This window comes from Microterricola pindariensis, from assembly GCF_002936985.1.
GTDB classification, from domain to species: domain Bacteria; phylum Actinomycetota; class Actinomycetes; order Actinomycetales; family Microbacteriaceae; genus Microterricola; species Microterricola pindariensis.
The window spans coordinates 23,548-37,690 of record NZ_MPZN01000014.1; the positions used below are offsets into that span (position 1 = coordinate 23,548).

The following is a 14,143-nucleotide window of genomic DNA, read 5'->3' on the forward strand; positions in this document are numbered from 1 at the left end:
CGCTCCGGCTCGCCACGTTCGGCGCCATCAGACGATCCCCGACGCGAACCCGCTGCCCGCAACTTCGTTGACGTTTCCAGCCTGCTCATGCTGCACGGTGCGCACGCGTCCGTCATCCTCGTGCTCTTCCTCGTCACGCAGGCGCTGCTGGCTTTTGCCGGCGAGTCGAACGCGCCGTGGGCGTCCGCCCTCGCATTCGCGTCGCTTGCAGCCGCCGCGATCTGGGTGATGCAGCCGGCAGCCGACCCGTTTCCGAGGCCGTGGTGGGCCGGCATCCTCGCCCTCTGCATCGGAACCGTGGTGGTGCAGAGCGTGCAGCCGCTGCCGCCCGGGGCGCCCCTCTCTGCGACGTGGCATCTCGGGGCGGTCACCACGGTTCTCCTCATGCTGATCTTGCGCGGGAGGGTGCTCGTCGGCTGGGTCGGATACCTGGGCATGGCGGCCGCGACGCTGGCGTGGACCAGCGCGACCGGCCACGGCCTCGGCGGCGGCCTCGACCTGCTGGTGCGCCATGCCGCGACGCTCATCATCGGCACGGCGATCTACTTCGGGCTGCTCAGCACCGCCCGGCGCATCGGGGCGTTCAACCGACGCGGCCTTCATGAGGCGGCCGCCGTGGCCACCGCCCAGGCCGCGGAGGAGGAACGATTCGAGCAGGTCGCCCGTCTGGACCAGCTGGCGCGGCCACTCATGGAGCGGGTGGCCAGCGGCGCCCCGCTGAGCGCGTCCGAGAAGCGCGAGTGCCTGCTGACCGAGGCCTCCCTGCGCGACCTGGTGCGTGGCCGCACGCTGGCCGTTCCAACCGTGCTCGCCGCGGTCAACGAGGCACGGGCGCGCGGGGTCGATGTCACCCTGCTGGACGATTCCGACGGCACGGGTGACCCGGCGCCGGTCGCGGCCCTGATCACGCGGGAGCTGGGCGAGCTGCGGTCCGGCAGCCTGACGGCGCGTCTGCAGCCGCCGGGGCGCAGCGAGCTGGCGTCGATCGTGATCGCCCCCGCCGAGGGCGCGGCGCGCATCCTCGTGGTCGAGCACGACGGGCGCGTGCGCTAGGAGGGGCGGGCGCGATGCCGCTGCCCGTCGCGGCTAAGCTGGGGAAACCATGACTACTCAGCTCGTAGCCTTTGACCTTGACGACACCCTGGCGGCATCGAAGTCGCCGATGGACCCCGAAATGGCGACCGTGCTCCTGCGCCTGCTCGAGGTGGCCGAGGTGTGCATCATCTCCGGCGGCAACTATGCCCAGTTCCAGAACCAGGTTCTCCGGGTGCTCGACATCGACGACGAGCAGCTCCTCGCGCGCCTGCACCTCATGCCGACCTGCGGCACACAGTACCTGCGCTTCGAGCAGGGTGCCTGGGCGCAGCGCTACGCCGAGGTCTTGAGCGACGACCAGAAGGCGCGCGCGCTGGAATCGGTGGAGCGCAACGCGCAGGCGCTCGGCTACTGGGAGAGCGACACCTGGGGCCCGATCCTGGAGGACCGCGGCTCGCAGATCACCTTCTCGGCCCTCGGCCAGCAGGCCCCCGTCGAGGCCAAGGCCGCGTGGGACGCCGACGGCGTGAAGAAGGGCGCACTGCGCGACGCCGTCGCCCTGGAGCTCCTCGACCTCGAGGTGCGCTCCGGCGGCTCCACCTCCATCGACATCACCAAGCGGGGCGTCGACAAGGCCTACGGCATGAACAAGCTCGTCGAGGCCACCGGCATCCCGCTCGAGAACATGCTCTTCATCGGCGACCGCCTCGACGAGGGCGGCAACGACTACCCGGTCAAGGCGATGGGCGTGCGCTGCATCGCCGTGCACGGCTGGCAGGACACCGTCGGCGTCGTCACGGACCTGCTCGAACAGCGCTTCGCGGCCTAGCCGCCGCTGCCACCGGTTGCGCTGAGCCGCGTGCTGCGCGCCCGGGAGGCGGCCCTGGAGCGCCCTCTGAGGCGCTCCCAGGCCAGGAACAGCCCGACACCGACTGCGGTGCCCACCGTGTTCGCCAGGAGGTCTGTTGGGCTCGCCACGCGTGTGGGCAGCCCGGTCTGCACGAGTTCGATCAGGCAGCTGGAGGCCAAGCCGGCGGCGATGACGAGCCACGGATGCCAGTGCGGGGCGCTCAGGCTGAGCAAGATCCCGAACGGCACGAACAGGGCGATGTTCGCAGTGAACTCGAGCACGCCGTAGCCGAGCTCGAACGGCACGCCCCAGGCCTCGATGGCGTGGGCGACGATCGCGACGATGCCGGTGGCCCGTTCCGCGTCGTCGCCGGGGGCGAAGACGATCCAGGCCAGCGCGGCCAGATAGACGGCGAACACGCCCCATCTCACCGCCGCTGCTCGCACGGTCCGAATATACGCGATCCCGGCGGGAGGGGCGCTGGCCGGGCGCTCAGAGCCGGCAAGCCTGGCACACAAAAAAGAGGACCAGGGCCGAAGCCCTGATCCTCTTGCATGTCGGGGTAACAGGATTTGAACCTGCGACCTCGTCGTCCCGAACGACGCGCGCTACCAAGCTGCGCCATACCCCGATGACCCGAAAGCCATAGTCGCTAACGACCTCAATAAGAATACCCGATTTTTCTGGGTGCTCTGACCACTGGCCCGGTCAGGGAGCGGCGACGAGGGTGAGCAACGTCGCCTCCGGCGGGCAGGCGAAGCGCACCGGGGCGTAGATGGAGGTGCCAAGACCCGCGGAAACATTGAGGAACGCGGTGCGCAGACCGTGCTGCCAGAGGCTCAGGCCCTTGACCTTGTCGCGCGGAATATCGCAGTTGGTCACCAGCGCGCCGAATCCGGGAACACAGACCTGACCGCCGTGCGTGTGGCCGGCGAGGATCAGCTGGGCGCCGTGGTTCACAAAGGAGTTGAGCACGCGCTGGTACGGCGCGTGCATCACGCCGATGGTGACGGTCGGGCGGAACGCCCCGGCATCCGGCCCAGCGGGCCACTGCTCGTCGAACAGCGGGTCTTCAGCGCGCAGCTCGTCGATGGCCCCGGTGATCAGCTCGAGCTTGTCGTAGCCGCGGTGCGGGTCGTCGACACCGAAGAACTCGAAGTGCGTCCCGCGGATGTCGAGCGCAGCCGCCTTGTTGTTCAGATCGACCCAGCCGAGTTCGTCGAACACGCGGTGCAGGGCATCGATGTCGAGGTGCGCGACCTTGCGAGGCACGCCGGAGGGGCCACCGAAGTAGAGCAGCGGATTCTTCGGGCTGGGCCCGAAGTAGTCGTTGGAGCCGTTGACATGCACGCCGGGGATGCCGCGGAACCGCTCGAAGGCGCGGGCGATGCCGCTGATGCCGTCTGGGTGGCCGAGGTTGTCGCCGGTGTCGACGATGAGGTCGGGCTCCAGATCGGCGAGGCCCCGCACCCACTCCTGCTTGTCGCGCTGCCAGGGCGCCATATGCAGGTCGGAGAGGTGCAACACCTTGAGCGGCTCCGAGCCGGCCGGCAGAACGGGCACGGTGACCTCACGGAGGGTGTAACGCTTGCGCTCCACCAGCGAGCCCCATGCGAGGGCGGCGAGTCCCGCCGCGGCGACCACCGAGGTGGCCACCGCAGCGGACCGGGAGAGCGCGCCGGATGGCACTAGTTGTTGCCCTCTCCGGTGCCGTTTCCGTTGCCGTTGTTGCCGTTGTTGCCCTTGTCCTCGAACTTGCCGACCGTCAGGGTCACGTTCTGCCCCGACTTGACCGGGCTGCCGGCCGCCGGGTCGCTGGAGATGACCTTGCCGTCCTGCTTCTTGTCGGTCACGGACTGCTCAGACTTGCTGACGTTGAATCCGCCGAGCGAGTTGCGGGCCTCGTCGAAGCTCTTTCCGACGACGTTGGGCAGCAGAACCATCTGGCCGTTGCTGGTGTTCACGCTGACGACAGAGCCGCGGGGAGCCTCGCCGGCCGGGTTGGTGCCGGAGACCTGGCCTGCGGGCAGCTCGGAGTCGGCGGGGCCGCCATCCTCGAAGCCGAAGCCTGCGCCCTCGATGAGCCTCCGTGCCTCGTCCAAGCTCTTTCCGCGCACATCGGGCACCGCCGCGTAGACCGTCTTCAGCGCCGAGGTCGGCGGCTCGGGGAACGCGTCTCCGCCGTACTTCGCGTTGGCAACGGACATCACGGCCGGCCACATGTAGTGGCGGAGCACGGCGGCCTGCGTGTCGTTGAAGTAGGTGCGACGCAGGTTGACGTGGCCCGAGGTGTTGAACACGCCGGCAACGGTGGCAACCTTGGTGCTTGCGCCGCTCATCCAGGTGGCCTCGTTGTCGTCGGTGGTTCCCGTCTTGCCGATCATCGGAACCCAGGTGTCGACGCGGTTGGCCGAGGATGAGCCGGTTCCGCCGCTCATGACCTTCTGCATGGCGTAGGCCATTCCGGAGGTGACCTCCGGCGCGACGGCCTGCGCGCAGTCGCCGTTGGGGATCTTCAGCTCGGAGCCGTCCTTCAACGTGACCGGGGTGCCGTCGCGGTGCGTGATGCTGGCGATCGCGTTGGGCTTGCAGACCACGCCGTTCGCGGCGATGCTCGCGAAGGCATTGGCCATCGTCAGCGGGGCGATCTCCTCGGTGCCGAGCACGGTGCTCGCGCTGTAGCCGAGCGGGTCGCCGTTGGCGCGGTGCACGCCGAACGATTCCGCGGTGGTCTTGATGCCGCAGAGGTCGAGCTGCTTGGCCATCGCGATGAAGCCGGTGTTGACCGAGCTCGTCGTGGCGCTGAGCGCGGTGTAGGTGCCGCCGTTGCCGCCCTCGTCGTTGCCCGGGGCGTATCCGGGATAGCTCTCGGTGCCGCCGGGGGCGCAGCTGGCGCGGAATGATCCCCAGTCGCTGCGCTTGCGGCCGTCGATGCTCTCGTTGAGCGAGTGGCCCTCCTTCAGCCATTCGCCGACGGTGAAGACCTTGTAGGTCGAGCCCGGCTGGAATCCGAGGGACCCGCCGTACTCGAAGTCGGTGTTGTAGTTGATGGCCGAGTGGTCAGGGTTCTGCTCGAGAACCTCGCTGTCCTGGCTGTAGATCTTGTTCTGCGCCATGGCGAGGACCTTGCCCGTTCCGGGCTCAACGCTCACCATCACGCCTCCGACATCGATGCCCTCGGCAGAGAACGGCACGTAGTTCGCGATGGCGTTCTCGGATGCCACCTGGAGGTCGAGGTCGAGCGTCGTGATGATCTCCATGCCACCCTGGCGCAGCAGCGCCATGCGGTCGTCCTCTGTCGCACCGAAGGCCGGGTCGTTCTCGATGATCTTGGTGACGTAGTCACAGAAGTAGGCAGAGCCGCCGGCCGTCTGGCATCCGGTGCTCGGCTGGACGATGTTCGGCGTGATCGGCGTGTTGTACGCGACGTCGTACTGCTCCTGCGTGATCTTGTCGTGCTGGAGCATCTTGTCGATGATGTAGTTGCGGCGTTCGAGGGTCTTCGCGTAGCCGTTGGCCGCGCCGTTCTCCTCGCTGTCTGGCCGGTCGAGGCGCAGGTTGTCCGGGTTGTTGACGATCGCGAGCAGAGCAGCCGACTGCTCGATGTTGAGCTCGGCGGCGCTCACGCCGAAGTAGTACTCGGCCGCGGCCTGGATGCCGTAGACACGGCCTCCGAAGAGGGCGATGTTCAGGTAGCCGAGCAGGATCTCGTCCTTGGAGTACGACTTCTCCAGGGTGATCGCGTAGCGCATCTCCTTGAGCTTGCGGTCCGGGGACTCCTTGGTGGCCTCTTCGTAGGCCGCCTGCTTGTCCTCTTCGGTCGTGGCCTTGCTCATGTTCGTCTCGATGAGCACGTTCTTCACGTACTGCTGCGTGATCGATGAGCCACCGCGCACGTTGCCGCCGGGCACCAGGTAGCCGATCGTCGCTGCGACGGTTCCCTGCAGGTCGACGCCACCGTGCTCGTAGAACCGGGGGTCCTCACCGGATACGGCTGCGTCCTTGGCGAACTGGGAGACTTGGTCCCAGCCGACGGACTGGCGGTTCTGATCGTAGAACGTCGCGAGGTGGACCTGCTCACCCTCTCCGTTGAGGGCGTAGATGTTGGAACTCTCGGCGAGGTCGGTGATCTCCAGGTAGTTGGGCAGATTCTCGAACATGTCGATGGTGCCGTTTGCTGCGACGCCGGTGAGGGCGATGGCTGGGGTCACTGCTGCGGCAACAAGGACACCGGCGACGGCGCTCATACCGATGAAGCCGAGGAACCCACCAAGGGCGCGACCGGCCGTACGTTTTTGCTCAGACATATAGTGGAGCCTAAGGCGAAAAGCTGAAAAACCACCGTAGCGGGCCCGCGCGTGACACGCTCGAGCCGCTCGGAGACCCCGCAAACCCCCGTTCTGAAAGGCATCTCCATGCTTCGCTGGGAATACATCACGACGCCGCTCATGATCCACAATACGGCCGCGATCCTCAACAATTGGGGCTCGGAGGGCTGGGAGTTGGTGCAGGTCGTCACCGGCCCAGAGGGCGGCCTCGTTGCCTACCTCAAGCGCCCCGTCGGCGGCGAGACCTCCGCCGCTGCCGCAGCAGGAGCCGCTGCCGCCAGTGTGGCTGCCGCGGCATTCGAGAACAACAACTAAAGGAGCACCGCATGTCGCAGATCGAGTCCCGCCTGGCTGAGCTGGGCCTGGTGCTTCCGGATGTCGCCCCTCCCGTCGCGGCCTACGTGCCCGCCGTGGAGCACGGTGACCTCGTCTTCACCTCCGGCCAGCTGCCGTTCGTCGCGGGTGCGCTGCCGGCCACCGGCAAGGTCGGCGACGGCCATGGGCTGGTTCCCGCCGCCGACGCCAAGGAGTACGCCCGTCTGTCGGCGCTGAACGCCCTCGCCGCCGTGCGCGCGCAGATCGGCTCGCTCGACCGGGTGACCCGCATCGTCAAGGTCGTCGGCTTCGTGGCATCCGACCCGTCGTTCACCGGCCAGCCCGGCGTGATCAACGGCGCCAGCGAGCTGCTCGGCGAGGTGTTCGGCGACATCGGCGTGCACGCGCGCTCCGCCGTCGGCGTTGCAGTGCTTCCGTTGGACTCGCCCGTCGAGGTCGAGCTGATCGTCGCCTTCGCGTAACCCAGACACGCCACGAGGGGCGGATGCCGGTTGAACCGGCATCCGCCCCTCTGCTGTTTCGCTGCCTGTTGGGGCCGCGCTCAGCAGCGGGTGAGCTTCTCGACGGCGGGCGTCAGCACGCTCGTCCCGCCGATGATGACGACGCGGCTGGTTCCCCACGCCGAGATCTTGTCGACGACTGCGCCCGGCACACAGTGGCCAGGGATCACGTAGAGCGGTCCGGCGGTCGCCCCGGCGATGGCGGCACCGGCGAGGGCGTCGGCGAACCCGCCGCCGGTCGCGAGGTAGACGACCTTCGGGTTGCTGAACGTCGACGCGTTCACGGCTTGGCTGGTCGTGTACCGGTCGTCCCCGGCGTGACGCGTCACCCCGAACTTGCTCTGCTTGAGCGCCGCCTCGATTCCGACGCTCACCACGGCGGTGCCGCCCGCGATCGCGAGCTTCGTCGGCTTCAGCCGGTTCAGAAGCGCGCTGGTTCCGCGGTCAACGCCGGGGCGCGCCCCGTCCAGCAGAACCACCGGGACGCCGCGGCTGCCCGCCACGGCCGCCGCCGAGAGGGCGTCGGGGAAGTTCGCGCCGGTCGCCAGCCAGCTCTCGCTCACCGGTCCGGGGAACGCGTCGTCGATGATCGCCTGCGCCGTCGCGTAGCGGTCGGCGCCTGCCAGCCGCACCGTGTTCTTCTGTAGCGCCTTGAGCTGCTTGATCACGGCGTCGCCCAGGACACTCGGGCCGCCGACCACGACGATGCGGGCCGGCTTGAGCCGCTGGATCTCGGCCTTGACCTGTTCGGTCAGGCCTCCGGCGGGGGTGAGCAGCAACGGTCCGCCGAACGTCGCGGCGGCGGGTGCGGCAGCCAGCGCGTCAGGGAAGTTCTCGCCGGTCGCGACATAGACGACATCCGCAGTGCCCGGATAGCCCTGCTTGGAGATCGCAACGGCCGTCGCGTAGCGGTCGGCGCCGGCGACTCGCTGCACGACGGGGCCGGTCACGGCGCTGGTCTCCGGGGTGGTGCGTGCCGTCGGCACATAGCCGGCGCGGGTGAGGGTGACCGTCGCGGAGAGCTTGGCCCCGACGTCGCCCAGTGTCGGCGTGTACCGGTTTCCCGTCGCCCCCGGGATGGCGGTGCCATTGCGCCGCCACTGGTAGCTCGTGCCCGTCGCGGCGGGGCTCGCGGCACCCGGCGTCACGGTCAGGGCCGCCTCGAAGCGCGCGGTCGCCGCGGAGAGTCGCGGGTCGCCGACGCTGGCGAACGGGTCTGCCTTGTTCAGCTGGATGCTGAGGGTCACGGCGGTCGCCGTGGCGCTCGTGATCGAGACGGACACCCCGTTGTTCGCCGTCGCGAACCTCTCGCCGCTCTCCAGCAGGTAGTTGCGCAGCCCGCCCGCGGTCGGGAGAGGCGCGAGCACACGGCTGTCGGGCCCGAGCCCGGAGCCCAGGCGCAAGATGCGCACGCCGGGCCCGTCGCCGACGGGGCTCGTGTAGAAGCCGCCGGCGTCGATGCCCGTGCCGTTGCGGAACTCCACGTAGTAGACACCGCCGTCGCGCGGGTTCACCAGGCGGATGCCGCGCACACCCGAGCCGGCGGAGGCCGGTTGCAGGGTGACGCTGTGCTTCTCCGACCAGGCGGACGAGGGCAGCACCAGATTGGCCAGCGACGCCGCGTTGAGGAACCCGAGGCTCGCCTTGTGCGCGACGTTGAGGGCCGTGATCTTGTCCGTCGTGTAGCACTGGCCGCCGCAGACGGCGAGCCCGCCGGCCATGATGTCGTAGTAGTCGTTGTACTCATTGTCGACGCAGCCGTTGCTGTAGCCGCTGCCGGCCGGGATGCCCTCGACGATGGTGGCGCCCGGGCAGCTGTGGCTGTTGGAGTGGCCGAGGCCGAAGTTGTGGCCGAGCTCGTGCCCGACGATCGATGCGGCGTCCGGGCCGGCGACCGAGTTCCAGCTGAAGCCGCCGGTGTGCACGCCGCCGCCCACGGTGCCGAGGCCGAAGCCGGCCCCGCAGCCGGGTGCGGTGCCGGGCGTCGCGATCGTGACGAGGTGCCGTCCCTGGCCGCTCGCGTAGTAGCCGATCGGATCGGACTGCCCGAACGCCTGGGCCGCGGCGACCCAGGATCCCTCGGCGTTGCAGGGGTTGGCGACGGCGATGCGCTTGATCGGCGTCGACCGCGTGATCTGGGGGATGGCGCCCTGGGACTGGCCGGCCCAGTAGCCGCTCAGCTCGGCGACGAGGGCATTCACCTGGGCGTCGGTGAAGTATCCGGTCGCGCCGACGCTCGGGCCGACGATGGCGATGTCGACGCTGTGCGCGCGAGCGGGGACGGCGCCGGCCACCACCTGCTCGCGGGAAGCGACGCCAAGTTCCGTGTCGGTGCTCGGGGTGATCTCCGCCGTCACAGCGGCAACGGGCAGCTCGGCGGCCATGCTCTGGGCGAGCAGCTCCTGGCCGAGCGCGGACTCGGCGTCGACCGGCTCGTCGGCTGCCGGGGCCGGAAGCCCATCCGACTCCTCCGCCTGAACATTGTCGAGGGCGGCGTCGAGGGCAGCGTCGAGGGCCGCATCGAGCGTGATCACCCCGGTGAACTGGTCGCCGGTGCGCACCTCGGCGGGGTCGACGCCCTGCAGCTCGACGAGTGCGCCGTCTGGGGCCTGCAGCAGCACGGCCGGGCCGACATCCGGCTGTTCGGAGATGACCACGGCGAGCGTCCCCGTGATGGAGAGCTCGGTTCCCGCGTCACCGGCAGCGGCTGGCGGCGTTGGCGCGTCTCCGCCCGGTTCGGCGAACGCGGCCGGTGCGGTTGCGCCGACGGTGAGCGTCGCCACGGCAACGGCCAGGGTGAGCCATCGCCGGGGCCCGGCGGGGAAACGAGTCTGGGTCATGGGGGGTCCTCTCACGGACTCGAATTCCACATGCGCGCCGTTGCGCACTGGGTCGTTACTACCACGCGCCATTCGGCGAAAGCAAGGGGCGGATGCCGGCAGCTGCCGGCATCCGCCCCTCTGCAGTCACAGAACTAGCGCACCTTGGAGGTGATGATCTGCATCACCGCGGTGTCGGCGAGCGTGGTGGTGTCGCCGATCTCTCGGCCCTCGGCGACGTCGCGCAGCAGGCGGCGCATGATCTTGCCGGAGCGCGTCTTCGGCAGCTCGTTGACGATGAACACCTCGCGCGGGCGGGCGATCGCGCCGATCTGCTGGGCCACGTGCGCGCGCAGCATGGCCGAGATCTCGTCGGGGTCGGTGACCTCGTCCTGGTGGCTCTGCTTCAGGATGACGAAGGCGACGACGGCCTGGCCGGTGGTCTCATCGGCGGCGCCGACGACGGCGGCCTCGGCGGTGAGGTGGTGGGCGACGAGCGAGGACTCGATCTCGGCGGTGGAGAGGCGGTGGCCGGAGACGTTCATCACGTCGTCGACCCGGCCGAGCAGCCAGATGTCGCCGTCCTCGTCGAGACGGGCGCCGTCGCCGGCGAAGTACTTGCCCTGGAACTTGTCCCAGTAGGTCTCCTTGAAGCGCTCCGGGTCGCCCCAGATGCCGCGCAGCATGGCCGGCCACGGCTCGTTGATGACGAGCAGACCGCCGCCCTCCTCGAGCTTGTTGCCGTCGTCGTCGAGCACCTCGACCTCGATGCCGGGGATCGGAACCTGCGCGGCGCCGGGCTTGAGGTCGGTGAGGCCGGGCAGGGCAGAGATCATGATGGCGCCGGTCTCGGTCTGCCACCAGGTGTCGACGACGGGGATCGAGCCGCCGCCGATGACGTGGCGGTACCAGATCCACGCCTCGGGGTTGATGGGCTCGCCGACCGAGCCGAGCAGGCGCAGCGAGCGCAGGCTGAACGCCTGCGGGATCTGGCGGCCGAGCTTCATGAAGGTGCGGATGGCGGTGGGCGCCGTGTACAGGATGGTGACCTTGTACTTGTCGATGATCTCCCACCAGCGGCCCTGGTGCGGGGTGTCCGGCGTTCCCTCGTAGATCACCTGGGTGGCGCCGTTGGCGAGCGGGCCGTAGACGACATAGCTGTGGCCGGTGATCCAGCCGATGTCGGCGGTGCACCAGTACACGTCGCGCTCGGGGTGCAGGTCGAAGACGTTCTTGTGGGTGAACGCAGCCTGGGTGAGGTAGCCGCCGCTGGTGTGCAGGATGCCTTTGGGCTTGCCGGTGGTGCCGGAGGTGTAGAGCACGAACAGCGGGTGCTCGGCGGGGAATCCCTTGGCGACGTGGTCGGCGTCAACGGCGGCGAGCTCGTCGTGCCACCAGAGGTCGCGCCCCTCCGTCCACTGCACCTCGTTCTCGCCGCGCTTGACCACCAGCACGTGGTTGACGGTGCTCAGGCCGTCTTCGAGGGCCGTGTCGACGGCGTTCTTCAGCGGGAAGACCTTGCCCTTGCGCCATCCGCCGTCGGCCGTGATGACCACCTTCGCCTCGGCATCGTCGATGCGGGCGCGCAGGCTGTCGGCGCTGAAGCCGCCGAAGACGACGGAGTGCACGGCACCGATGCGGGCCACGGCCAGCATCGAGATGACCGCCTCCGGGATCATCGGCAGGTAGATGGCGACGCGGTCTCCCGAGCGCACGCCGAGGGCGGTGAGCAGGTTTGCGGCCTTCTTGACCTCGGCGGTGAGCTCGGCGTAGCTGTAGGAGCGGCTGTCGCCGGGCTCGCCCTCGAAGTGCAGGGCGATGCGGTCGCCGTTGCCGGCCTCGACGTGGCGGTCGAGGCAGTTGTAGGCGACGTTGAGCTCGCCATCGTCGAACCACTTCGCGAAGGGCGGGTTGCTCCAGTCCAGGGTCTGCGTGAACGGCTTGTTCCAGTGCAGCAGCTCGCGGGCCTGCGTCGCCCAGAAGCCGAGCCGGTCGGCCTTGGCGTCGGCGTACAGCGATTCGCTGGCGACGGATTGCGCCGCGAACTCGGGGCTCGGCCGGAACCGGCGGATTTCTTCGAGGCTGGTGTCGATCTGGACGCTCATTGGTGAGTCCCGCTCCTTTGCGTTCCGGCTCCGGTGGCCGGTGGATATGTCGTTCCGGTGAATCAGCCGTTCCGCTGCATTCAATCGGCAGACTAGCTGCCCTGTGCGACATTACACTTTTCGCCGATGCGCAAACGTTGCGCGGCTCGGTGAGACGCCGGGCGGTGGCATTCCGTCGGTGAAACGACGCGCGAGTTCGCCGGCGCCGCGCCGACGAGGCAGCATCGGGAATCGCCGCTCCCGGGCGCGCCGCCGTGAATATTCTGAGGGTTTCTAGACCGATGGCTTTGCGCGAACGGGCGGGACTCTGGCGGAATTCCGCGGTAGTCTCGCTCGGGTGCCGGGGAGGCGCCCCGTGCCGCATGTTCTGGGGGCACCCATTTGTGTTGCAAATTCGCCCCGGACGCGTACACTGAGATACGTCCTGCGCAAGTAGAGACCGCAGTGCCCACGATTCCCCCCAATCCGGCACTGCTGAGGCGGCACCTGTTCCCCCCAATAGGTGCCGCCCCCTTTTTTTAACCGGCGGCCCGGATGCCGGTGCTCCGGCGGCCGGCTCTGCGCTCGGTCGCCCGCCGCCCCTGGTCTCGCGGAAGCCGCTTCGTCTCGCGGATGCCGTCTCGCCTCGCGGTTGCCGTCTCGTCTCGCGGCCCTCGTTGTGTCTCGCGGCCCTCGTTATGTCGCGGGCCGCGAGACATAACGAGTGCCGCGAGGAACCGTTTCACGCAGCACTTCCGCTTCACTTCGGCCGCACCTCCGCTTCACTTCGGCCGCGCGTTGGCCAGCTGTGCACAGCGCGGCGCCGGAGCACGGTTCTGCACAGCGGGCGGCGTTCTCCGGCCGCGGCGCCCCGGCAGTCGTAGCCTCGCCGGGTGGACGTTCCTCGCGAAGTTGAGCCCTTCATCCCCACTCCGTCACTCCGCTGGGCGGAACCGCCGGCCGGCCCAGAACCGGAGAGCGCGGCACCGCCGGGCGGCAGGGACGGGCCGCCCGGCTCCGCCACGCGGGCGAGCCCGGGTCGGGATGCTCCCGCTGTCTGGCGCCCGCGGGGCGTTGGTGCAGCGGCGGCCGACACCGACACCGACGCCGAGCACGAGCACGAGCACGAGCACGGGCACGCGGCGGGCCGCATCGATTTCGATGCGATCCTGCGGGATCAGCCGCCCCCGGGGATGCCGGCAGAGGCCGCGTCGGGTCCTCCTGCGCCCACCCGGAGCGAGGCCATGCTCGGGCCGCTGGCCGGCTACGCCGCAGACCCCGCCGTCACCGACCTCTTCGTGAACGGCGACGCGGGGCTCTGGGTGGATCGCGGCGGCGGCGCGCAGCGGGTCGCGGCGTGGAGCCTGGACGAGGCCGAGGTGCGCGCCCTCGCCGTGCACCTGGTGGCCCTCGGCGGCCGCCACGTCGACGAGGCCACGCCCTGCGTGGATGTGCGCCTCGGCGACGGCATCCGCGTGCACGCCGTGCTCCCTCCCGTGTCGAGCACGGGCACGCTGCTCTCGATCCGGCTCCCGGAGGCGGCGGGATTCAGCCTCGCCGAGCTGGCCGGCCTGGGCATGTTCGACGACGGCATGTTCGATGACGGCCCGCGCGGCGCGCGGCTGTTCCGGGCGGTCGAGGAGCACGAGAACATCCTGGTGACGGGGGCGGCGGGCAGCGGCAAGACGACGCTGCTCTCGGCGCTGCTGGCCGAGGCCCGGCCCGTCGAGCGCATCGTGACGATCGAGGACGTCGCCGAGCTCCGCATCCGCCACCCGCACGTCGTCGGATTGGAGGCGCGGCAGGCGAATCTCGAGGGCGCCGGACGGCTGGGGCTCGACGCGCTGCTGCGGGAGGCCCTGCGGATGCGCCCGGACCGGCTCGTCGTGGGGGAGTGCCGCGGCGCCGAGATCCGCGAGCTGCTCGCCGCGCTGAACACGGGCCACGATGGGGGCGCGGGCACCCTGCACGCCAACTCGCTCGCCGATGTGCCCGCCCGCCTCGAGGCGCTCGGCGCACTCGCCGGGATGAGTGCGGATGCGGTCGCCCGGCAGACGGTGAGCGCCATCGGGCTGGTGCTGCACCTGGAGCGTCGCGGGGGTGCGCGTCGGCTGGCGGCGCTCGGCCACTTCGCGCTCGACGCCGGTGGGCGGCTGACGGTCGAGCCCGAACGCCAGCCGGCCGGGTGAGC

Annotated in this window: 10 protein-coding genes and 1 tRNA gene; 5 read left to right on the plus strand and 6 right to left on the minus strand. The window is 69.6% G+C overall.

Annotated elements, in window-relative coordinates:
• Positions 1-87: 87 nt before the first annotated feature.
• Together GY24_RS06115 and GY24_RS06120 are read left to right on the plus strand one after the other, a co-directional pair.
• Entirely contained in the window at positions 88-1,053 is a 966-nt protein-coding gene (locus GY24_RS06115; RefSeq protein ID WP_104474840.1) for a hypothetical protein, read from the plus strand.
• 49 nt (positions 1,054-1,102) lie between these two features.
• Positions 1,103-1,864, plus strand: coding sequence for an HAD-IIB family hydrolase (locus GY24_RS06120; RefSeq protein ID WP_104474841.1), 762 nt, complete (start codon positions 1,103-1,105; stop codon positions 1,862-1,864).
• Here the strand turns inward: GY24_RS06120 and GY24_RS06125 are convergent.
• The 4 genes from GY24_RS06125 to GY24_RS06140 all read right to left on the minus strand — a co-directional run bounded on the left by GY24_RS06125 (position 1,861) and on the right by GY24_RS06140 (position 6,192).
• Positions 1,861-2,316: a VanZ family protein gene (locus GY24_RS06125; protein ID WP_161498694.1), complete on the minus strand. Its 456-nt coding sequence runs from the start codon at positions 2,314-2,316 to the stop codon at positions 1,861-1,863. The genes GY24_RS06120 and GY24_RS06125 overlap by 4 nt on opposite strands.
• A 126-nt stretch (positions 2,317-2,442) precedes the next feature.
• Positions 2,443-2,516: transfer RNA gene (locus GY24_RS06130), tRNA-Pro, on the minus strand.
• A 77-nt stretch (positions 2,517-2,593) separates the two neighbouring features.
• Positions 2,594-3,574 carry a metallophosphoesterase gene (locus GY24_RS06135; protein ID WP_104474843.1) on the minus strand — a complete coding sequence of 327 codons (981 nt, stop codon included), beginning with the start codon at positions 3,572-3,574 and terminating at the stop codon, positions 2,594-2,596.
• Positions 3,574-6,192, minus strand: a complete 2,619-nt coding sequence (locus GY24_RS06140) for a transglycosylase domain-containing protein (RefSeq protein ID WP_104474844.1) — start codon at positions 6,190-6,192, stop codon at positions 3,574-3,576. Before GY24_RS06140 ends, GY24_RS06135 begins: the two co-directional genes overlap by 1 nt.
• Before the next feature lie 108 nt (positions 6,193-6,300).
• On the opposite strand from GY24_RS06140, the gene GY24_RS06145 reads away from it, so the two are divergent.
• Positions 6,301-6,528, plus strand: coding sequence for a hypothetical protein (locus tag GY24_RS06145; RefSeq protein WP_104474845.1), 228 nt, complete (start codon positions 6,301-6,303; stop codon positions 6,526-6,528).
• 11 nt (positions 6,529-6,539) lie between these two features.
• Positions 6,540-7,010, plus strand: coding sequence for a RidA family protein (locus GY24_RS06150; protein ID WP_083364980.1), 471 nt, complete (start codon positions 6,540-6,542; stop codon positions 7,008-7,010).
• Positions 7,011-7,090: 80 nt separating this feature from the next.
• Here the strand turns inward: GY24_RS06150 and GY24_RS06155 are convergent, their stop codons facing one another.
• Both GY24_RS06155 and acs read right to left on the minus strand, forming a co-directional pair.
• Positions 7,091-9,889: a cell wall-binding repeat-containing protein gene (locus GY24_RS06155; RefSeq protein ID WP_104474846.1), complete on the minus strand. Its 2,799-nt coding sequence runs from the start codon at positions 9,887-9,889 to the stop codon at positions 7,091-7,093.
• A gap of 134 nt (positions 9,890-10,023) precedes the next feature.
• On the minus strand, positions 10,024-11,973 hold the full coding sequence (gene acs / locus GY24_RS06160; protein WP_104474847.1) for an acetate--CoA ligase: 1,950 nt from the start codon (positions 11,971-11,973) through the stop codon (positions 10,024-10,026).
• Between the two features lie 872 nt (positions 11,974-12,845).
• Between acs and GY24_RS06165 the strand changes: the two genes are divergently transcribed.
• Positions 12,846-14,141, plus strand: coding sequence for a TadA family conjugal transfer-associated ATPase (locus GY24_RS06165; protein WP_324778190.1), 1,296 nt, complete (start codon positions 12,846-12,848; stop codon positions 14,139-14,141).
• Positions 14,142-14,143 lie beyond the last annotated feature (2 nt).

Excerpts from the sequence above, each read along its gene's own strand:
- GY24_RS06115 (WP_104474840.1), top strand. The coding sequence starts at position 88 with ATGCTGCACGGTGCGCACGCGTCCGTCATCCTCGTGCTCTTCCTCGTC.
- GY24_RS06120 (WP_104474841.1), top strand. The coding sequence starts at position 1,103 with ATGACTACTCAGCTCGTAGCCTTTGACCTTGACGACACCCTGGCGGCA.
- GY24_RS06140 (WP_104474844.1), bottom strand. The coding sequence starts at position 6,192 with ATGTCTGAGCAAAAACGTACGGCCGGTCGCGCCCTTGGTGGGTTCCTC.
- GY24_RS06145 (WP_104474845.1), top strand. The coding sequence starts at position 6,301 with ATGCTTCGCTGGGAATACATCACGACGCCGCTCATGATCCACAATACG.
- GY24_RS06150 (WP_083364980.1), top strand. The coding sequence starts at position 6,540 with ATGTCGCAGATCGAGTCCCGCCTGGCTGAGCTGGGCCTGGTGCTTCCG.
- GY24_RS06155 (WP_104474846.1), bottom strand. The coding sequence starts at position 9,889 with ATGACCCAGACTCGTTTCCCCGCCGGGCCCCGGCGATGGCTCACCCTG.
- acs (WP_104474847.1), bottom strand. The coding sequence starts at position 11,973 with ATGAGCGTCCAGATCGACACCAGCCTCGAAGAAATCCGCCGGTTCCGG.